Annotated in this window: 21 protein-coding genes and 1 tRNA gene; 3 read left to right on the top strand and 19 right to left on the bottom strand. The window is 71.6% G+C overall.

Annotation, left to right across the window (positions count from 1 at the left end):
- Positions 1-58 precede the first annotated feature (58 nt).
- Genes J5Y09_RS06790 through J5Y09_RS06775 form a run of 4 tightly spaced genes read right to left on the bottom strand, consistent with a single transcriptional unit; the run spans position 59 to position 1,568 of the window.
- Positions 59-508 carry a hypothetical protein gene (locus tag J5Y09_RS06790; protein ID WP_209350995.1) on the bottom strand — a complete coding sequence of 150 codons (450 nt, stop codon included), beginning with the start codon at positions 506-508 and terminating at the stop codon, positions 59-61.
- Positions 509-539: 31 nt separating this feature from the next.
- Positions 540-887 carry a hypothetical protein gene (locus J5Y09_RS06785; RefSeq protein WP_209350994.1) on the bottom strand — a complete coding sequence of 116 codons (348 nt, stop codon included), beginning with the start codon at positions 885-887 and terminating at the stop codon, positions 540-542.
- A gap of 31 nt (positions 888-918) precedes the next feature.
- The gene (locus J5Y09_RS06780) at positions 919-1,332 is read right to left on the bottom strand and encodes an aspartyl protease family protein (RefSeq protein WP_209350993.1); all 414 of its coding nucleotides are present in this window, start codon (positions 1,330-1,332) and stop codon (positions 919-921) included.
- Complete coding sequence (locus tag J5Y09_RS06775; protein WP_209350992.1) at positions 1,329-1,568, bottom strand: hypothetical protein; 240 nt, start codon at positions 1,566-1,568, stop codon at positions 1,329-1,331. Before J5Y09_RS06775 ends, J5Y09_RS06780 begins: the two co-directional genes overlap by 4 nt.
- Positions 1,569-1,624: 56 nt before the next feature.
- Between J5Y09_RS06775 and J5Y09_RS06770 the strand changes: the two genes are divergently transcribed.
- Positions 1,625-1,768, top strand: a complete 144-nt coding sequence (locus J5Y09_RS06770; protein WP_209350991.1) for a hypothetical protein — start codon at positions 1,625-1,627, stop codon at positions 1,766-1,768.
- Positions 1,769-1,810: 42 nt separating this feature from the next.
- On the opposite strand, the gene J5Y09_RS06765 is transcribed toward J5Y09_RS06770, so the two are convergent.
- The 11 genes from J5Y09_RS06765 to J5Y09_RS06715 form a co-directional block, all read right to left on the bottom strand.
- Positions 1,811-2,695, bottom strand: a complete 885-nt coding sequence (locus J5Y09_RS06765) for a hypothetical protein (protein WP_209350990.1) — start codon at positions 2,693-2,695, stop codon at positions 1,811-1,813.
- Positions 2,692-4,482, bottom strand: coding sequence for a DEAD/DEAH box helicase family protein (locus tag J5Y09_RS06760; protein WP_209350989.1), 1,791 nt, complete (start codon positions 4,480-4,482; stop codon positions 2,692-2,694). Before J5Y09_RS06760 ends, J5Y09_RS06765 begins: the two co-directional genes overlap by 4 nt.
- A gap of 310 nt (positions 4,483-4,792) precedes the next feature.
- Complete coding sequence (locus J5Y09_RS06755; RefSeq protein ID WP_209350988.1) at positions 4,793-5,008, bottom strand: hypothetical protein; 216 nt, start codon at positions 5,006-5,008, stop codon at positions 4,793-4,795.
- Positions 5,005-5,637 carry a hypothetical protein gene (locus J5Y09_RS06750; protein ID WP_209350987.1) on the bottom strand — a complete coding sequence of 211 codons (633 nt, stop codon included), beginning with the start codon at positions 5,635-5,637 and terminating at the stop codon, positions 5,005-5,007. The genes J5Y09_RS06755 and J5Y09_RS06750 overlap by 4 nt, the downstream gene beginning before the upstream one ends.
- A gap of 45 nt (positions 5,638-5,682) precedes the next feature.
- A complete protein-coding gene (locus J5Y09_RS06745) occupies positions 5,683-6,873 on the bottom strand; it encodes a hypothetical protein (RefSeq protein WP_209350986.1) in 1,191 nt (396 codons plus the stop codon).
- Positions 6,874-6,995: 122 nt separating this feature from the next.
- A complete protein-coding gene (locus J5Y09_RS06740) occupies positions 6,996-7,361 on the bottom strand; it encodes a hypothetical protein (RefSeq protein ID WP_209350985.1) in 366 nt (121 codons plus the stop codon).
- Between the two features lie 111 nt (positions 7,362-7,472).
- Complete coding sequence (locus J5Y09_RS06735) at positions 7,473-7,706, bottom strand: hypothetical protein (protein WP_209350984.1); 234 nt, start codon at positions 7,704-7,706, stop codon at positions 7,473-7,475.
- Positions 7,703-8,008 (bottom strand): hypothetical protein, encoded by a 306-nt coding sequence (locus J5Y09_RS06730; protein WP_209350983.1) that lies wholly within the window; start codon positions 8,006-8,008, stop codon positions 7,703-7,705. The genes J5Y09_RS06735 and J5Y09_RS06730 overlap by 4 nt, the downstream gene beginning before the upstream one ends.
- 695 nt (positions 8,009-8,703) lie before the next feature.
- Positions 8,704-9,915, bottom strand: a complete 1,212-nt coding sequence (locus J5Y09_RS06725; RefSeq protein ID WP_209350982.1) for a tyrosine-type recombinase/integrase — start codon at positions 9,913-9,915, stop codon at positions 8,704-8,706.
- A gap of 177 nt (positions 9,916-10,092) precedes the next feature.
- Positions 10,093-10,183, bottom strand: a tRNA-Ser gene (locus tag J5Y09_RS06720).
- 63 nt (positions 10,184-10,246) lie between these two features.
- Positions 10,247-11,233 (bottom strand): tripartite tricarboxylate transporter substrate-binding protein, encoded by a 987-nt coding sequence (locus J5Y09_RS06715; protein WP_209350981.1) that lies wholly within the window; start codon positions 11,231-11,233, stop codon positions 10,247-10,249.
- 164 nt (positions 11,234-11,397) lie between these two features.
- Between J5Y09_RS06715 and J5Y09_RS06710 the strand changes: the two genes are divergently transcribed.
- Positions 11,398-12,399, top strand: coding sequence for a Bug family tripartite tricarboxylate transporter substrate binding protein (locus J5Y09_RS06710; RefSeq protein ID WP_209350980.1), 1,002 nt, complete (start codon positions 11,398-11,400; stop codon positions 12,397-12,399).
- A gap of 31 nt (positions 12,400-12,430) precedes the next feature.
- Here J5Y09_RS06710 and lepA read toward each other — a convergent pair whose 3' ends face one another.
- Both lepA and J5Y09_RS06700 read right to left on the bottom strand, forming a co-directional pair.
- Positions 12,431-14,236, bottom strand: coding sequence for a translation elongation factor 4 (gene lepA, locus J5Y09_RS06705; RefSeq protein WP_209350979.1), 1,806 nt, complete (start codon positions 14,234-14,236; stop codon positions 12,431-12,433).
- Between the two features lie 91 nt (positions 14,237-14,327).
- Positions 14,328-15,326 (bottom strand): Bug family tripartite tricarboxylate transporter substrate binding protein, encoded by a 999-nt coding sequence (locus J5Y09_RS06700; protein ID WP_209350978.1) that lies wholly within the window; start codon positions 15,324-15,326, stop codon positions 14,328-14,330.
- 112 nt (positions 15,327-15,438) lie between these two features.
- Here J5Y09_RS06700 and J5Y09_RS06695 point away from each other — a divergent pair, with 112 nt between their 5' ends.
- Complete coding sequence (locus tag J5Y09_RS06695; protein ID WP_209350977.1) at positions 15,439-15,825, top strand: RidA family protein; 387 nt, start codon at positions 15,439-15,441, stop codon at positions 15,823-15,825.
- Here the strand turns inward: J5Y09_RS06695 and J5Y09_RS06690 are convergent.
- Entirely contained in the window at positions 15,807-16,988 is a 1,182-nt protein-coding gene (locus J5Y09_RS06690; protein ID WP_342451424.1) for an MFS transporter, read from the bottom strand. The genes J5Y09_RS06695 and J5Y09_RS06690 overlap by 19 nt on opposite strands.
- A gap of 112 nt (positions 16,989-17,100) precedes the next feature.
- Positions 17,101-18,084 carry a Bug family tripartite tricarboxylate transporter substrate binding protein gene (locus J5Y09_RS06685; protein WP_209350975.1) on the bottom strand — a complete coding sequence of 328 codons (984 nt, stop codon included), beginning with the start codon at positions 18,082-18,084 and terminating at the stop codon, positions 17,101-17,103.
- Positions 18,085-18,115 lie beyond the last annotated feature (31 nt).

Raw genomic sequence — 18,115 nt, 5'->3', positions numbered from 1 at the left:
AACGCCCCAAGCAAGATTCTTGCTATGCAAAATGCACGAAGTCGGGGGCGCGCGGAGTTCAGCCTTTCGGCGTTTGGCGACGCCGGTATCGCTTCGCCGGGACTGCCAGCGCGCGGGCGAGCGACCAGCCGCTGCGCAGCCGCGCCGCGACGATCACCGGGTCAGCGCCGGCGGCTAGCGCGGTGGTGCGCACCGTGCCGGGCCGGGGGCCGCGCGGCTGCTTGCCGAGAGCCAGAGCGTCAGGAAGGCTGATGCCGCGCTCCATGCGCGCATAGAGCGTTCGTTCGGCGACCCCGAACGCCGAGATCGCCTGGGCGCGCGAGCCATAGGTGGCAGCGCCGACCTTTACTGGCCGGCCGTGCGCTATGGGCGGGGTTGCGAGAGCCTGGGCGACGGACCATCCGCGACGGACGCGGTTGATCACTGTGGCGGCGTTCAGCCCGTGGGCGCGGGCGGCTGCGGCCAGGGAGGCGTATTCGAGATCCTTGAAGGTGACCGGGGCGGGCATGGCGCCGGTCAGTGTAGCGAGGCGCCGCAGATCATGCGCGCCCCGCTGGCGGCAGGCTGGTCCAGTCGGGCGGCTCCTGCGGCTGCGGCAACGAGGCGGCGGCGATGCGCGCGACGGCGGCGCCGATGTCGGGCGCGATGCCAGTGGCCTCCCGGAGCCATGCGGCGGCGAGGGTGGCGATGCGCGCGGCGTCGGCACCGGGCGCGGCGACGGCGATGGCGTTCGCCGCAGCGTCCATGGCGGCATCAACAGCGGTCCGCGCGGCGGCAGCGCGCTCCACCGCCTGGATGACAAGGATCGCGGCCTCGGTCGGCGCCGTGCCGCCGGACTGCTGTTCGAGGATCTGCAGAAGTGCGCGGCGGGCTTCGTCGGCAGTCATGGGCGTGGCTCCATGTCGGTGGGCTGCGGGATCAGCCTTCGGACGCGGGCGGGAAGTCCAAGCGGAAGGTGCCCGCCGGCCCGTCGTAGGCGAAGCGACCAAACGAGAGCGCATCTCGCCCGATCAGGACGCGATAGGGTGTGATCTCGTGATCACCGGGAAGCGCCACTCCGGTGAGGCGCAGGTCGATCCATCGCTGCCCGAAGTAGATGACGCCACGGTAGACGGGGCGTTGCGTGGTTCCGTGGTGGCTCTGGACGGTGGCGATGCCAGCGGCATCAAGATTGAGCGCCTGCGCCAAGGCGAGGTCGATGCACGAGGCGGACGCGCCGGTATCGATGAGGGCGATGGCGGGATGCTTCGGGGCGCCTTCTTGTGCGCGCTGCACTCCGACTTCCATCAGTGGGCCGATGCGCAGGAGCCGATCAGTGCCTTTGTGGATCACCGCCGGAGGTCCAGCACAATGGGCGGCTCCCCGACCTGCTGCACTAGGGCGGGGCCGGGGCCGATGCTCGTGGCAAAGCGGGATGCGTCGGGGAAGCAATCGAACAGCCCGCGCAGGATGCCATTGCGCACGACCACCCATCGGCCGTGCAGGTATTCGACGCCGGGCATCGCATCGAGCGCGGCCTGATCGCGGCGCAGCGCGGCAAGGTCGGCCGAGAAGTCGGGTTCATGCATGGCTTCCTCCTGCGGCACTGGGACTAAGATGGCGCGCATCCCCAACGGAGGCGAGGATGCGCGCGCTGATCGGACGCTGCCTGCTGTGGTTCATCGCAGGCGCCAGACGCCCACAGCCTGACGAGGCGACGGTGCGATTGGCCATCCAGTTCGCGCGGGATCAGATCGTGAAGGACAACCGCGAGTTCCGGCGATGGTGACCAGCGCGCCGTCCTGACGCTCCTGTTCGGATGCCGCGCCGCTCATGCCGCCCGCCTGCCCTGACGCCAGTGCGCGCAGCATTCGTCCAGCCAGCCGTTCCGCTTTGCCGCATCGTGCGCCTCGCGCGAACGAGACCACCACACGCCAAGCCGCGGATGACGCCGCGCATCAGCCAGACAGGATTCCCGCGTCCAGGCCTCGCCGGGCCTCGCCGATGCCGGCGCCTTCGTGGTGGCGGGCGCGCGCTGTGCCCTCGCCTGCGGCGCTTTCGGCGCGCGAGGGCACGGATCAGGCCGGCGCATGTGCGGGCAGCACAGGTCGAGCCAGCCGTTCCGCCGCGCGGCCAAGTATGCGCCGCGCGAGGCCTGCGCCCACGCCCAGCGCGTCTGATGGTTCTGCGCATCGGCCTTGCAGGCCTCAAGCGTCCAAGAGCCACCCCGCCTCGCCGTGACTGGCGCCATGTGCGGACAGCACTCGTCCAGCCAGCCGTTGCGAAGTGCGGCGTCGTAGGCGCCAAACGAGGCCTGCCTCCATGCCTTGCGCGTATGGTGGGGCAGCGCGTCAGCCTTGCAGGCTTCCAGCGTCCAAGAGCCACCCCGCCTCGCCGTGACTGGCGCCATGTGCGGACAGCACTCGTCCATCCAGCCTTCGCGTAGCGCGGCGTCGTAGGCGCCGCGCGAGGCCTGCTTCCATGCCGAACGCGTCTGGTGGTTCAGCGCATCAGCCTTGCAGGCTTCCAGGGTCCAGAATCCGGATTCCTTGACCTCGTAATCATCCCACGGCCCCACCTGATCGGCGCCGTAGCGGAACAGCATGGCGTCGTAGGCCAGCCGCCGCTTCTGCGCGGGGTCCACGGCGCCACCAGGGACAGCCAGAAGGCGCTTTATCGCGCGCAGGACAGCCGCGCGCATCGGGGCCTGCGTCATGGCGCGACTCCCTCGGCAAGATCCAGCGCGGCTTCCAGTAACTCCCGCGACGCACTCATGGCGACGAACGGATCGGCGAATTGCGCCAGCCGCTCGCGCAGCGCCAGGAACTCATCTTCCGACACGAATTCCGACCCGATCACGGCGCCGTCCAAGGCCGGCCGCGCGTAGAGGCGGAAGTCGCCAAGGTGGATCGGCCGATACTGCGCCTCGTCCCGCAGAGCATCGCCCAGGCGCCGGATGTGCGCCGGCATGTCCGGGTCATCGTGCGGCCCGACATGCGCCTCGGCATCGCCCTCGGGGCGGTCAGCCATCGCCGCCCGCAGCCGCGCCATCGCCCGCGCGTGGTCATCGCCATCCCCAGGCGCCAGCCAGGGAACCTCATGCAGCACCATTTCGTTGGACCGCCGGGCGAAGGCGATCAGCCGCGGATCGGCCATGAGGAACAACGTGGCCTCCTGCCGCAGGCTGCCGACCCCGTTCAGCAGCCGCGCCAGACGCCCGCGAACCTGCTCGAGCGTCTGCGTCGCCGTCACGTTGGTCAGCATCAGCGCGACCCGCAGCCGAGGGACCGACACGCCCTCGCTGACCTTGGTGATCGAGACAATCCAGCGGAGCCCGTGGTCAGCCTCGAAGCGCGCCACGCCGTCCTCGGTGTCCGCTTCATCGACCAGCAGAAGCGCCGGTTGCCCCAGGGTGCCGGTCAGGTGGCGATGCAGCGCCTGCGCCTGCCGGATGGTGGCGCAGACCAGCAGCCCGCCCCAGGGCTGCCCGTCCTGGCGATATCGGTCCAGTTCGCCCACAGCCTCGCGCAGTGCGGCGTGCTGGTAGTCGTCGGATGCCAGGGTGGACAGGCGCAGGCGTTCGGCCATGCGCTGGCGCTGCGGCCGCCCGGTGCGCGCCGTGTAGTCGCCGTCAGCGTAGTCATAGGTTTCGCGCGTGCCGTTGAGGTTCACCCGCGTCACCGAGCCGCCGAGGAAGCGGCAGATGATCGGGGCGACCAGCCCGTCGCGCAGGGTTTCCGCGTAGGAGCGCCGGAAGTCCGGCGTGCCCTCGGCGCGGTTGCCGTGCCTGACGTAGCGGAGGCCGGCGATCTCCCGGTCATCGTGGCGGTAGGGCGTGCCGCTGACGTGCAGCCAGAAGGCGGCGTGCGCCAGCGCGGCGTCAGCCTGGGCCGACCATGCGAGCCCGGCGGCGAAGTGGTGCGCTTCGTCCACAACCACGAGAACCCGGTGCATCTGGCACAGGCGGTCGAGATAGGCGGCGACCGAGGGGATCATCTGCGCCGTCAGCACGTAGCCGTGCGGCATGACGCGCCGGCCGTCCTCAATGGACATGCTGCCCATCACGGTCTGGAGGCGGATACCGACCTTGGCGGCGTCCGAGGTCCAGGACCCGCGAATGCCGGTCTTGGGCGTCAGCACCACGATCATGTCGAAGTCGCCGGCGAGGTAGGCCAGGAGCGCGGCGATGGTCTTGCCGCTGCCCACGGCCGCGCCCAGGAAGTAGCGGCGCCGGCCCGGCTCCCGCGTGGCAGCCAGGAAGGCCGGCAGGAACTCGCCCTGCCAGCGGCGGCGGCCCACCCCGTTGTGGGCAGGCTTGGGCAGCACATGGCGGCCCCTGGCGCCCAGGCCCGGCCGCGCGCCCTTGGCGAGGTTGCAGGAGGCGCAGAGCCATTGCGCGTTGCCCATGGTGGTCAGGCCGCCCAGGGCGTGCGGATGCACGTGATCGGCGTGCCCATCTGGCGCGTGGGCGCCGCAGGCTTCGCAGCGCGCATCTGCGAGCATGCGGAGTGCTGCGCGCTGCGCGTCGGTGAACCGGCGAGGCGGCGGTGGTGGTTCTGGCGCTGGCGCGATCTGCGCGCGCGCGGGTAAGACGAAGGCAGTCACGGCGATGCTCTCCTGAAGCAGCGTTGTTGATCAGCGGGCCGGGGGCGGGTGGTGCCGCCCTTGGCCTGCGCCCCGTTTCACAGGGACCGGGCGCCCCTTCCACACCAATCGAGAGAGCAACCGACAGGACTGCGCGGTTGCTCTGCATCGCGCGTGGAGTGCGCCGCGCTGCGTGATTCGGATGCCTGTGCGATCTGCGCCGGCATCGTCATCGCCGCCCCAGGGCTGCGCCCATCACGGCGGATAGAAGCCCCTCCGGTGGCGGCCATTCCCGACCGCCTGCCACCCAGCGGTCGAACGCGATCCTGCGCAGCGAGGCGTGCTCGTAGCGCGCTGCCGGATCGTGGGGCGTCAGCAGGTCGTCCTGAACCACCTGGCTGTCGGGATCGGCGGCAACGGCGCCGAAGAGGCCCAGCGCGGTCATGGCGACTGGTCGGCGCCGCCCTGCGTCAGGCCCGCGATTGCCAGACCAGCGGCATCGGCCGCCGCGATCTTGGCCTCGATCTCGGCAAGGGCCTCGCACTGGCGCGGCGACACCGTGGCAGTCCATTCGGACAGGCTGAACGTGAACCCCTTCTGCCACGCGGTCAGGAGCGCAAAGGACGGGCTCGCCATCACCGCACAGGCCCGACGCCGGACAGCCCGCGCGGCGGCCCGAACCGCCTCCTGCTCGGGATACTGCTCGACCATCAGCAGATCGGCCGCCGTCAGGCCCAGGCGCGAGAGCAACCGCCCAGCCGCGCGCGCCGCAGCGAGCGCATCGGCATCGGAGGCGGATGGGCTGGTCGCGTCGGCCAGCAGGTGCGCGAGCCTGACCCGCTCCATGGCCTGCAACGGCTGCGGCGGCGGCGCCTTCGTGGCGGGCGCGACGCCGGTGATCGCAGCCCATCGCCGCTGCACCGTTTCGAGTTGAACGCCAGCCTCGCGGGCGAGGCCGGCCTTGGTGATCGGTGCGCCAGCCGCGCGCAGGCGGTCCAGCGCGGCGGCGACCTTCTCGTCAGCAAGCGCGGACTTCGCGCCATTGCGGCGCCGAGGCGTGGTGGTGTGGGGCATGTCGGGTTCTCCTGGCGGTGGGGATCCTGGCGCTGGCGCGCGGCGCTACACCGCCATCGGGCGGTGATCCGGGTGGAACCGCCCCTTGGTGTCGAAGCCGACTTCCTGCGCCGTCTGGAACGCCTCGGCGCGCTGCTCGCTGCGCCGGTAGTGGTGCCTGACGCTGTGCCAGAGGACGGCGGCCCGCCCCTGATCAACTACGGCATCAGCAGCATCGGCGGCCTTCTGCACCTCGGCCGCGATGCACTCGATTGCTTCCAGGTCGTGCCCTTCCTCCAGCAGCGACGCCACCGCCTTCGCCAGAAGGTCGACCTCCTGATCGAAGGCGCCGAACCGGAATGCCAGCGTGCCGGCGATGGCCTGCGGCGGCTGCTGGTCCAGCGTCTCCTTCCAGCCCGGAAACCTGTCCGCGTTCGGGCGCGGCAAGCCGCATCGGATGGCGTTCAGGGCTACGCGGTTCGGGTCGCGCCCCGCGCGGATCGTGGAATTGAGGTCGGACAGCCAGGACCGCACCGCCGGCGCCTTCACCGGCTTGCCCTCGGGCGCCATGCGCGCCAGGGCTGCCGCCCAGGTCGTGGGCGTCACCTCGCGAGGCACCTTGAAGCCGGTGCGGTGACACGCCCACTGCTTCGGAACGCCGCCCGCCTTCCTGGCCGGTGGCGAATCCTGCTGGCCTTCATCCCTCCCACGGCGCCGCGCCGCAGGTGCGGCATTGTGCGTAGCACTTACTGAAGGACGGACGTCAGCAGTTGCCGTAGGCAGTTCGTAGGGGCGTAGCCCCTGCCAATTAGGGAAAATTCCCCGGTCAATTTCCGCAATTGGGCGGGGCGTAGCCCCGGTCAATTTCGCCTTGCGCCCCGGCCTCGCCTTGGTGCCCTTCGCCGCCTCAAAGGCCATGCGGCGCTCGGCAGCGAGCGCGGCGAGCCGATCCAGATGCAGGCGATACCGCGCCACGCGGTAGAACCCCGCTTCCTCGTCCAGCGACATGATGCCCATGTCGATCAGCGCGCGGTCGGCCTTCCGGATGGTCTTGGCGTCCTTGATGTGGCTGCACTCGTGCATCACGTCCGGCGCTGTCCACGTGATGCCCGGCGCCTCCAAGTCCATGAAGCGGATGCGCACGCTCAGGACGGCGAACTGCGCGAGCGTGAGCGGTGCATCCTGCGCGTCGCGATAGGCGGCCAGGGCACGCTTACCGCCAGCATCGCGGCGGCTGATGGGTTCGATGTGCGACATTGTGTCGATCCTCGTGTTGAGGACCGCTTGTGCAGAACGCCCACCGCGCCTACGTTTGCGCTGCTTGTGGTGGTGCATTCTGCACAGCGGCCGGGTTGGAGAAGAACTCGGCAGCATGGACTTCACGGAGGGCCGGTCGCCTGCCAGGGCGCCCGGCCTTTCGTGTTCCTGGGCTCCGGTTCATCGCCGGGCGGATCGGGCACCTTGCGGCGCGCGCGGCGCCGGCGAGGCGCAAGCGCGGCCGGCCGAGTCGGCCCCGACGCCGCCCGCAGATGCCTCGCCCGATGGTGTCGCTCGAGGTTCGCGACGAACCCGGTCATCCAGCGCAGCGCGCGCAGGTCTGCAGCCGTGCGGCCCGGCTTTCGGATCACTGCGGACGCGAGCGCGCCGAGCAGACGGCGCATCGCGCGCAGACCATCCGCGTCATGCTCGACGTCGGTGTCCTGGGTCTGTAGATTGCTGGTCGGGCGCGGTTGTGTCGCGCTCATAGAGAACCTCCATGATCCCGCCATGCCCGGCGGCGTCAGTGCGGTGGTTCTCCGCGAGGGGGGCGGCCGGCAAAGGCCGCTCCCCTCCCCCCCACCTTCACCCGGTCGCCTTCAGGTGGTCAACCCGCGCGGTGGCACGCGCGGCGCGCCTTCAACGCGGGGCGCGCCGGGCGGCGGCAGGCCGTTGACGAGGTTCGTGCGCACGATCCAGACGCCGCCCTCCGTGGCCATCGCATCGGCCTTCACCACGTAGCCGCGCTCCAGCCAGAAGGCCTCGATCTGCGCGGCGATGCGCGCGGAGCCCTCGCGGCTCGTGGCGCTCTTGCCCGCCAGCGTGTCGCTCATGCCCGGCGCTCCCGCCGCAGCTTCGGAAGGCCCTCGGCCTCAACCCTGGCGACCTCGGCCGCGCTGGTGATCCATCTGCTGCCGAACCTCGTGGACTTGATGCCGCCCTGCTTCCGAATGTCCCTCAGCCACGTGGCCGACCTCTGCCAGCGCCGCAAAAGATCACGGTCGGTGTAAGCCTGCTGTTCGGGCGCCTGCGTCGCCTGCTGCGCAGGAGCGACGAGCGGCAGCGCCTCCGCGAGCGCGCTGCGCAGTTCCTCGCGAATCAGACGCCGCAGCGCGTTCGCGTTGATCAGTTCCATGGGGTGGTGGTTCGCGTGGGTTGGGCCGCGCAGGCCGCGTTGCGTGCCGCGCGGTGGTGCGCGGCGCCCACCGCCACACCACACCACGCCAAGAGGGCTCAACGGATTTCGCGCATCCGTTTCGTAGTTTCGCGCACACTCGCGCACGGCGCAGCGCCGCCCCGCCATTTCAGATGCGCAAGGCGCACACGGGCTTTTGCCCCAGGGCGGGCGCCAGGGCGCCGCAGGCAGGCGGCGGCCCCCGCCGCAGGGCCGCAGGGGGCGCCCAAGGCGGCCCCAGGTAGGCGCGGCGCCCAGCCTGCGCGGCAGGCCCCCAGGGCGGCCCCAGGCCCCGCCGGCAGGCCCCAGGCGGCCGCAGGCGGCAACGGCGCCCCTGTGGCGGCCCAGGGCAGGCCCGCAGGCCCCCAGGCGGCCCCAGGCGCGCCCCCCAGGCGGCAGGGCGGCGGCGGCGCCACAGGGCAGCGCGGCGTCAGCACGTGGGGGTTGCCACGGGCGCCCTCGTTGGTGACGGTGCCGCCACCCCTTCGGGGGGCCTGCGCGGGGTTGCCTCACCCCCGGCAGAGGTCACGGCGAGGCGGTCAAGGCTAGGGGCGACAAGTCGCGGAGTGGCCGGGTTCAGCCTGGACAGGCCCGGCGGTCGTGGCAGGGCAAGCCGACCAAGGGCGGGCGGGGAGCGATCCCCGCCCGCTTCCGTCTCAGCCTCCGACAGGCCCGGCCACGTGATCCGCCCACCGGCACAGAACCTCGCGGCGCTGCCGGTCCAGCGTGTCCCGCTGATAGGCCTGCGTCAGCGAAGGCTGCGCGTGCGCCAGCAACATTTCGGCCACCTCGGCCGGCACGCCCACCGATGCGCACCATGACCTCAAGGTCGCGCGCGCGCCGTGCGGCGTGACCTTGCTGTGCCAGTCGCCGCCCATCCGCTTCAGAAGCGCCGAGATGGTCGTGTTCGCGATGGGCTTCCGGCCCGACTGCCCCGGGAAGACCAGCGGCCCGCGCCGCACCGCCTGCAACCGCCGCAGCACCTCCACAGCCTGCGGCGACAGCGGCACGCGATGCGGCCGCCCCGCCTTCATGCGCGCGGCCGGCACCGTCCAGATCGGCTCGTCACCATCCAGGGTGAATTCACTCCAGACCGCCAACGTCGCCTCCGAGTGCCGAACGGCGGTCAACATGATCAGCCGCAGGGCCTCCACCGCCGCGCCCGTGCGCCCCTCCAGCGCCTGCCAAAGCGCAGGCATGTCCGAAGCGTCCAGGGCGCGGTGATGCACCACGGGCCGCACCTTCCGGGCCGGCGGCAGCACCGCCTTCAGCCGCGACCATGCAGCCGGGTTCGCCCGCGCTTCGTCCCGCCACCCCGCTGCCTCAGCGTGCGCGATGATCTGTTCCAGCAGCCCGCGCACCTTCGCGCCCCTCGCCGGCGTGGCGTGCCAGATCGGCGTCAGCCATGCGGCGACCGCCTCGCTCCCCACGGAAGCGATGGGCAAGTCAGCCAACGGCCCCGCCTCGCCTGCCGGGCGGTCGTAGAGCAGGACCAGCCCCTTCACGGCGGCGAGCATGCGCGGCCGCCAGGACGGAGCCCGCGCCGCGACGTAGGCCTCGGCCGCATCGCCCACCGAGCGCGCCGCCCGCTGCTGCGCCTGCCGCGAGGCTGCGCGCGCTTCGATCGGATCCTTGCGCTCCGCGACCAGCCCGCGCGCCTCGGCGGCGAGTTCGCGCGCTCGAGCGAGGGAGATGTCGGGGAAGGGTCCGAGGCCCATCCAGCGCGCGCGGCCGTCCAGCGTGTAGCGGAACAGGAAGGCGCGCGACGCGCCGCGGACTTCGAGGTAGAGGCCGCCGCCGTCGTGGTGCTTGCCGGCGGGGAGGCTGACGAGCGACTTCGCCGCCAGCCGGTTCAGGGTGGTTGCCATAGGTGGTTCTCCGGTTGCCCGGCGCCCGCCCACATATCCGCCGAACCCTCCGAGCCTCCCTACATCCGGGCGCGCGGCTAGGTGCGGCGCCGTGTGGGATGGCGCCCGGCCAACAGGTTCATTCTCAAGGGGTTGGGGCTCAAGTGCGGCGGATGGAATGCCCGGTGCGGGCTGCCCTGGCGGATGGGGTGGGATTCGAACCCACGATACGCTTTTGACGTATACGCACTTTCCAGGCGCGCGCCTTCGACCGCTCGGCCACCCATCCGGAGGGCGCGGACCATAGTCACGGCGCGGCCGCCGCGCAACCCGCGGCCGCGCCTCTTTTTCGTCAGTCCGCGAACTGCCCCGCGGCCTGGATCAGCGGCCGCCACTTGGCGATGTCCGCCTGCCAGAACTCGCGATGGATCTGCGGCGTCGCGCGCGCCACCGGCACCGGCGCGGTGCCGAGGTCGGCGAAGCGCCGGGCGATCCCCTCATCAGACAGCGCCTTCACCAGCGCCTGGTTCAGCCGCGCCACGATCGGCGCCGGCGTGGCACGCGGCGCGTACAGGCCGTGCCACACGCTCACCTCGAAGCCCGGCAGGCCGCCCTGGGCGGAGGTCGGCAGGTCCGGCAGCGCGCCCACCCGCTCCGGCGTCGTCACGGCGAAGGCGCGCACCGTGCCGGCGCGGATCTGCTCGGTGGTGTTCGTCGTCTGGTCGCACATCAGGTCGACCGTGCCCGCGACCAGGTCGTTCATCGCCGGGCCGGTGCCGCGATACGGCACCGTCGTCATGCGCGTGTCGACCGCCTTCATCAGCAGCAGGCCGCACAGGTGGCTCGCCGCGCCGATGCCGGCATTGGCGTAGTTCAGCGCCTCGCCCCGCTGGCGGATCAGCGCGACCAGCTCCTGCAGGTTCGTCGCCTCGATGTTGCGGCGCGCGACCAGCGTCATCGGCACCTCGGTCACCAGGCCGAGCGTCTCGAAGCCGTTGAGCGCGTCGTAGGACAGGCGGCGATACAGCGTCGGGATCGTCGCCATGCCGATGTGGTGCAGCAGGACGGTGTAGCCGTCGGGCCGGGCATTCGCCACGCGCTGCGCGCCGAGCGTGCCGCCCGCGCCGCCGACATTCTCGACCACCACGGGCTGGCCGAGATCGGCGCTCATCGCCTGGGCGATCAGGCGCCCCACCGTGTCCGTCGGGCCGCCGGCAGCGAAGGGAATGACCATCGAGATCGGCCGGGTCGGATAGGCGGCCTGCGCGAGGGCCGGGCGGGCCGAGGCCGCGCCGAGGGCCGCAAGGGCCAGCAGCGGGCGGCGGGAGAGGCGTGTCATGCTGGTTGGTTCCTCGAAAGTCAGTTTGTTGACGCTTCTGGCGGGGGGAGAACCCCCGAAAGGGCCGCCCCGTCAAGTTGTTTCAACAACGTCGACCGCCCCCCCTTGAAACACCGCACATGGATTATTCATTACACGCGGTTCATAATAATATGGAGGCTCTCATGTCGACGTCCACCCGCCGGCTGTTCCTGGCCGGCGCAACCGCCACGCTCGCCCTGCCGCGGCTCGCCGCCGCCCAGCAGGCCGCCGGCCTGCCCGCCGGATGGCCCGACCGGCCGATCCGCATCATCGTCCCCTACAGCGCAGGCGGCATCACCGACGTGATCAGCCGCGGCGTCGCGATCGGCCTGCAGGCCGCGCTCGGCCAGCCCGTGGTGGTCGACAACCGCCCCGGCGCCAACGGCACCATCGGCACCACGGCCGCGGCCCGCGCGCCGGCGGACGGCACGACGCTCACCATGGGCATCACCGACACCTTCGCCATCAACCGCTCGACCTTCCCCTCGCTGCCCTACAACGACGAGGGCGACTTCGCGCCGATCTCGATGGTCACGCGCGTGCCCTTCGCGCTCATGATCGGCGCGCACCGGCGGGAGATCACGGATTTCGCGAGCTTCGTGCGCGAAGCGCAGCGGGAAGCGGGGCGCCTGTCGCACGCTTCCTGGGGGGTCGGCTCCTCCTCCCACCTCGCCTTCGAGTTCATCGCCCGCAGCCAGCGCTTCGAGAAGCTGCACGTGCCCTTCGCCGCGCAGGCGCCGGGGATGCAGGCGGTCGCCTCCGGCCAGGTGGACAGCATGATGCTGCCCGTGGGCGGTGCGGAGAGCCTGGCGCGCGACAACCGCGCGCACATCATCGCGCTCGCCCATCCGCAGCGGATCGACCTCACGCCAGGCGTGCCGACGCTGGGCGAACTCGGCGTGCCGCTGTCGACCGGGCTTTGGCTCGCGCTCTACGCGCCGGCCCGCACCCCGCCGGCCATCGTCGCGCGGCTGAACGAGGCGGTGCGCAGCGCCGTGCGCCATGAGCAGACGCTCGCGGTGTTCCGCCAGCAGGCCGGCACGCCGGAACCCTCGACGCCCGAGGAACTGGCCGCCTTCGTCCGCGCAGAGCGCGAGCAATGGGGCCAGCTGGTGCGCGAGAAGGGCATCCGCGTCGCGGCGTGATCGTGTCGGGGCGGCGGGTCAGCCGCCCCGATCAGGCGTCCATCTTGAGCGCGGCGATGAAGGCGCTCTGCGGGATCTCGACCTTGCCGAACTGCCGCATGCGCTTCTTGCCTTCCTTCTGCTTTTCCAGAAGCTTGCGCTTGCGGGAGATGTCGCCGCCGTAGCACTTGGCGGTCACGTCCTTCGACAGGGCGGAAATGGTCTCGCGCGCGATGACGCGCCCGCCGATCGCCGCCTGGATCGGGATCTTGAACAGCTGGCGGGGGATCAGGTCCTTCAGCTTCTCGCAGATCTGGCGGCCGCGCCGTTCGGCCTGGCCGCGATGGGCCATGAAGGACAGCGCATCGACCGGCTCGGCATTCACCAGGATCGAGATCCGGACCAGGTCGCCTTCCTCGTAGCCATCCATCTGGTAGTCGAAGGACGCGTAGCCGCGCGAGACGGACTTCAGCCGGTCGTAGAAGTCGAACACCACCTCGTTCAGCGGCAGGCGGTAGACCAGCATCGCGCGCGACCCGACATAGGTCAGTTCCACCTGCTGCCCGCGACGGTCGTTGCACAGCGTCAGCACCGGGCCGAGGTAGTCGTCCGGCAGCATGATCGTGGCCTTGATCCACGGCTCCTCGATGTGGTCGATCACGCTGCCGTCGGGGAAGTCGGCCGGGTTGTGCAGCTCGAAGGATTCGCCGTTGGTCTTGTGGATCTTGTAGACGACCGAGGGCGCCGTCGCGATCAGGTCCAGGTCGAATTCGCGCGAGAGGCGTTCCTGGATGATCTCGAGGTGCAGCAGCCCGAGGAAGCCGCAGCGGAAGCCGAAGCCCAGCGCGGCCGAGGTCTCGGTCTCGAAGTGGAAGGACGCGTCGTTCAGCCGCAGCTTGCCGAGCGATTCGCGCAGCTTCTCGAAGTCGTCGGCATCGACCGGGAACAGCCCGCACCACACCACGGGGATGGACGGCTTGAAGCCGGGCAGCGCCTCGGTCGCCGGGTTGCGGTCGTCGGTGATGGTGTCGCCCACATTGGTGTCCGCGACCGTCTTGATGGCCGCGGTCAGGTAGCCCATCTCGCCCGGTCCCAGGCTGTCGGTCGGCACCAGCTTCGGCGCGAAGACGCCCACCTGCTCGATGGTGTGCACCGACCCCGACGACATCATGCGGATGCGCTGGCCCTTGCGCAGGAAGCCGTCCTTCACCCGCACCAGGATGATCACGCCCAGGTAGGCGTCGTACCAGCTGTCCACCAGCAGCGCGGTGGTGGTGGCGTTCGCATTGCCGGTCGGCGGCGGCAGGCGCGTGACGATCGCCTCGAGCACGCCCTCGATGTTCAGCCCGGTCTTGGCGCTGATCTCGACGGCATCGGACGTGTCCAGCCCGATCACGTCCTCGATCTGCTGCTTCACGCGCGCGGGCTCGGCCGCCGGCAGGTCGATCTTGTTCAGGACGGGGACGATCTCGTGCCCCGCGTCGATCGCCTGGTAGACATTCGCGAGCGTCTGCGCCTCGACCCCCTGGGAGGCGTCGACGACCAGGAGCGACCCCTCGCAGGCGGCGAGGCTGCGGCTGACCTCGTAGGCGAAGTCGACATGCCCCGGCGTGTCCATCAGGTTCAGGATGTAGGTCTTCCCATCCTTCGCCGGATAGGTCAGCCGCACCGTCTGCGCCTTGATGGTGATGCCGCGCTCGCGCTCGATCTCCATGTTGTCGAGCACCTGCTCCTTCATCTCGCGCGCGGTCAGCGCCCCGGTCGCCTGGATCAGGCGGTCGGCCAGCGTCGACTTGCCATGGTCGATATGGGCGATGATGGAAAAGTTGCGGATGCGGTCGAGCGGCGTGTCGGTCATGGTAATCCGGGCAAGGGCCGGCGCGGGGTGGCGCCAGGCCGTCTGCCGGGGGAGATAGGGCAGAAGTGCCCGAAGTCCAACCTCTTCGGGGCTACTCGATGCGGGCGCCTGAAACCTCCACCATCTCCCGCCAGCGGGGCGCGTCGGCGGCGATGCGCGCGGCGGTCTCGGCCGGGCTGTCGATCGGGGGCAGGACGAGGCCAGCCGCGGCCAGCCTCTCCCCCAACCCCGGCGCGCCCGCGGCGGTGCGGATGCCATCGGCGATCCGGGTCGCAGTTTCGTCCGGCAGGCCGCCCGGCGCGGCCAGGGCGTTCCAGGACTGCAGGTCGAGGTCGCCGATCCCCAGATCGGCGAATTCGCCCAGGCCCGGCACAGCGGGCATCAGCGGGCTGCGGTCCCGGCTGCCGACGGCGAGCGGGACGAGCCGCCCCGCCGCCACATGCGGCATCAGCGCCGGCATGAAGTCGAACACCATGTCGATCTGGCCCGCGAGCAGGTCGTTCAGCGCCGGCGCCCCGCCGCGATAGGGCACGTGCAGGATGTCCGCCCCGCTGCGCCGGGCGATGGTCGCGATCAGCAGGTGCGCCGGCCCGCCATTGCTCGCGGACCCCTTGGTCAACTGGTTGCCCGGCCGCTTCGCCCAGGTCAGCAGGGCGCGGAAGTCGGTCCAGCCCCGCTGCCGTGCCCGTTCCGCCGTCACGCAGCACAGCACGGTCGACGTGACGAGCCGGGTCACGGGCTTCAATTCCCGCGCCGGGTCGTAGGGCGGGCGCGCCATCATCAGCGGCAGGGCGGTGAAGAAGGCGACGTTCAGCACGCCGAGCGTCGCGCCATCCGCCGGCGCCTGCGCCACCGCCTGCACGCCGAGGATGCCGTTGGCCCCGCCGCGGTTCTCCACCACCACGGCCTGGCCGGTGCGGGCCGTGACCGCCTCGGCCCAGATGCGGGCAATGGCATCGGCGGCACCGCCCGGCGGAAAGGGTACAACCCAGCGCATCGGCCGCCCACCCGGCAGGATCTGCGCGAAGGATGGCCGCGCCAGCGCGGGGGCGGCGACAAGCGCGGCAAGCAGGCTTCGGCGCGGCGTCATGCGGTCTGTTCCCCCGGCAGGCGCGCCATGGTCGCGCCGCGGCGGGCCGCCTGTCCATCGGCGCGGGCCGGGCCTAGCATCGCCCGTGCCAGCAGGACCGGGACCCGAAGCGATGCCCAAGCGCGCCATCTCCTCCGACAAGGTGTTCAAGCCCGCCCTCCCCTTCGCGCAGGCGACGGTTGCGGGCGGCTTCATGTTCGTCTGCTCGACCGGCCGCGACCGGGAAGGCCGCTTCGCCGTGGGCGACGTGCGCGCGCAGACGCAGCAGACGATCGACAACATCCGCGCGCTGATCGAGCAGGCCGGCGGCACCATGGCGGACGTTGTGAAATGCACCGTCTACGTCACCTCGCGCGACGACTGGGCACCGATGAACGAGGTGTACTTCGCGAACTTCGCCGAGGACCCGCCGCACCGCGTCTCCTGCATCGTCAGCGGCCTGGGTTCGCCCGACTGCCTCGTGGAGATCGACGCGACGGCCTATCTGGGCAAGGACTGACGCGGCAGCATCGGCGCCAGCCGCCACATCGCGACGGCGCCGACCAGCGGCCCGATGCCGAGCAGCGCGAAGGCCGCCGCGAAGCCGAGCGTCGCCATCATCCAGGGCAGCACGCCGATCATCACCGCGGTCAGCAGGAAGCCCATCGAGGTCTGCACCGTCAGCATCGTTCCGACGTAGTCGGGCGGCGAGAGGCTCACGACGCAGGCCGAGAACTGCGCCGAATCCGCCACCACCGCGAAGCCCCAGACGAAGGCGATGGCCAGCGCGAGCATCGGCCATGGCGCCGTCGCCCCGATCACCAGCGCGCAGCAGCCCGAGACGACCATGCAGCCGGCGGCGACGCGCGCGCGGTTCCACCGGTCCGCCACCAGCCCCGCCAGCACGGAACCGATCGCGCCGGCCGCCACCACGCCGAAGACCAGCGGCCCCACGCCCGCGTGCCCCAGCACCATCGCGAGGAACAGGCCGATCCAGGCCCACATCGCGTAGAGTTCCCACATGTGGCCGAGATACCCGATGTTCGCGAGCCGCAATCCGGGATTGCGCCACGCCTCCAGCATCTGCGACGGGCGGAAGGGCGGACGCGCGCCCATCAGCGGCCCGGCGCGGAAGGCGAGGATCGTCAGCCCGCCGAGCGCCGCCAGGATCCCCGCGCCGAGATAGGCCGCCCGCCAGCCGATCCCGCCGAGCAGCGTCGGGATCAGGTGCGGCAGGGCGGAGCCCAGCGTGAGCGCGCCGACCAGCAGCCCGATCAGCACCCCCAGGTCGCCGCGCGACCAGGATGCCGCCAGCTTCATCCCGACCGGATAGACGCCCGCCATGGCGGCCCCGGCGACGAAGCGAAGCGCGAGCGCCGCCGCCCCCGAGGGCGCGACCAGCGTCTGCGCGAGCGTCGCCGCCGCGGCCACCAGCGCCGATGCCATGAACAACCGGCGCGGATCCCGCCGGTCCGCCAGCGACAGCACCGCCGAGACCAGCGTGCCCGCGACGAAGCCGAGCTGCACCGCCGCGGTCAGCCAGGCGGCGCGGCCGGGCGTGACCAGGCCGTCGGCCAGCAGGCGGGGCACCGCCGCCGTGCCGGCGAACCAGACCGACAGGGTCAGCGCGACCGCCACGCACAGCACGGCCAGGCTGCGCGCCTTGCCGTCACTTTCGGTCACGCGCCCCATCCGATCGCCTCCCTGCCCGCGCGGGCCGGCCGCCAGCATGGCCGCGCGCGGCGCCGCTGGCCACCGGGCGGCCGCGCCGCGCCGGTGCCGGGCGGGGATGCGTTCAGGTCGGCGTGGCGCCGCTCGCGCGCACGATCGGCGCCCAGCGCTCCACCTCGCGCGCCACGAAGGCCTGCACATCGGCCGGGCCCTGGTCCTGCATCCGCAGCACGCCCTGGCCGGCGACGCGCTCGGTCATGCCGGGTTCGTTGAGCGCCACGGTGAAGGCCTCGCGCAGCCGGGCCACCACCGGCTCCGGCATCCCGGCCGGACCGGCCAGGACGAACCAGTTGATCGCGGTCGCGGTCGGGAAACCCGCCTCGACGATGCTGGGCACCTCGGGGAAGGTGGACATGCGCTCACCGCTGGTCAGCGCGAGCGCGCGGAGCGTACCCCCGCGCACGCTGCCGGCATGGGCGCCGAGCGTGTTCCACAGCGAGCCCAGGCTGCCGCCCAGCACCTGCTGCTCGGCCTCGCCGCCCCCGCGGAAGGGGACATGCAGCAGCTGCACCCCCGTCTCCCGCGCCCACAACATCCCGGCCAGGTGCCCGACCGAGCCGATGCCGGCGCTGCCGTAGCTCATCGCCTCCGGCCGCGCGCGGGCCGCGGCCAGGTAGTCGGCCATGCTGCGGATCGGGTTGTCGGGCCGCACGCCCACCACCATCGGCGCGCCGCCCACAAGCATCACGTAGGAGAAGCTGCGGCGCACGTCGTAGGCGAGGTTCGGGAACAGCGTCTGCGCGATCGCCATCGGCCCCGCATTGGCGAGCACCAGCGAATGCCCGTCCGGCCGCTCGCCGGCGATATGGGCGGTGCCGACCGTCCCGCCCGCGCCGGGCCGGTTGTCGAGCACCACGGGCTGGCCGAGGACGCGTTCGAGCGTCGGCGACAGCAGGCGCACCACGCCGTCCGAGGTGCCGCCCGCCGAGAAGGGGCTGACGATGCGGATCGGGCGGCTGGGAAAGGCCTGGGCACGCGCGCCGGCGGGCAGCAGCGCGGGCAGGGCCATCGTCGTCGCGAGGAAGGAGCGGCGCAGCATCCTGGTCATTCCGGCATCGTTGAAGCAACGAACCTGCCGG

The sequence above is a fragment of the Roseomonas nitratireducens genome (assembly GCF_017813355.1).
In the GTDB taxonomy this organism is placed as follows: Bacteria; Pseudomonadota; Alphaproteobacteria; order Acetobacterales; family Acetobacteraceae; genus Neoroseomonas; species Neoroseomonas nitratireducens.
This window is presented reverse-complemented; position numbering and strand designations above follow the sequence as displayed.

Coding starts and splice junctions, on each gene's coding strand:
- J5Y09_RS06790 (WP_209350995.1), bottom strand. CDS start 508: ATGCCCGCCCCGGTCACCTTCAAGGATCTCGAATACGCCTCCCTGGCC.
- J5Y09_RS06785 (WP_209350994.1), bottom strand. CDS start 887: ATGACTGCCGACGAAGCCCGCCGCGCACTTCTGCAGATCCTCGAACAG.
- J5Y09_RS06775 (WP_209350992.1), bottom strand. CDS start 1,568: ATGCATGAACCCGACTTCTCGGCCGACCTTGCCGCGCTGCGCCGCGAT.
- J5Y09_RS06770 (WP_209350991.1), top strand. CDS start 1,625: ATGCGCGCGCTGATCGGACGCTGCCTGCTGTGGTTCATCGCAGGCGCC.
- J5Y09_RS06765 (WP_209350990.1), bottom strand. CDS start 2,695: ATGACGCAGGCCCCGATGCGCGCGGCTGTCCTGCGCGCGATAAAGCGC.
- J5Y09_RS06760 (WP_209350989.1), bottom strand. CDS start 4,482: ATGCTCGCAGATGCGCGCTGCGAAGCCTGCGGCGCCCACGCGCCAGAT.
- J5Y09_RS06755 (WP_209350988.1), bottom strand. CDS start 5,008: ATGACCGCGCTGGGCCTCTTCGGCGCCGTTGCCGCCGATCCCGACAGC.
- J5Y09_RS06750 (WP_209350987.1), bottom strand. CDS start 5,637: ATGCCCCACACCACCACGCCTCGGCGCCGCAATGGCGCGAAGTCCGCG.
- J5Y09_RS06745 (WP_209350986.1), bottom strand. CDS start 6,873: ATGTCGCACATCGAACCCATCAGCCGCCGCGATGCTGGCGGTAAGCGT.
- J5Y09_RS06740 (WP_209350985.1), bottom strand. CDS start 7,361: ATGAGCGCGACACAACCGCGCCCGACCAGCAATCTACAGACCCAGGAC.
- J5Y09_RS06735 (WP_209350984.1), bottom strand. CDS start 7,706: ATGAGCGACACGCTGGCGGGCAAGAGCGCCACGAGCCGCGAGGGCTCC.
- J5Y09_RS06730 (WP_209350983.1), bottom strand. CDS start 8,008: ATGGAACTGATCAACGCGAACGCGCTGCGGCGTCTGATTCGCGAGGAA.
- J5Y09_RS06725 (WP_209350982.1), bottom strand. CDS start 9,915: ATGGCAACCACCCTGAACCGGCTGGCGGCGAAGTCGCTCGTCAGCCTC.
- J5Y09_RS06715 (WP_209350981.1), bottom strand. CDS start 11,233: ATGACACGCCTCTCCCGCCGCCCGCTGCTGGCCCTTGCGGCCCTCGGC.
- J5Y09_RS06710 (WP_209350980.1), top strand. CDS start 11,398: ATGTCGACGTCCACCCGCCGGCTGTTCCTGGCCGGCGCAACCGCCACG.
- lepA (WP_209350979.1), bottom strand. CDS start 14,236: ATGACCGACACGCCGCTCGACCGCATCCGCAACTTTTCCATCATCGCC.
- J5Y09_RS06700 (WP_209350978.1), bottom strand. CDS start 15,326: ATGACGCCGCGCCGAAGCCTGCTTGCCGCGCTTGTCGCCGCCCCCGCG.
- J5Y09_RS06695 (WP_209350977.1), top strand. CDS start 15,439: ATGCCCAAGCGCGCCATCTCCTCCGACAAGGTGTTCAAGCCCGCCCTC.
- J5Y09_RS06685 (WP_209350975.1), bottom strand. CDS start 18,084: ATGACCAGGATGCTGCGCCGCTCCTTCCTCGCGACGACGATGGCCCTG.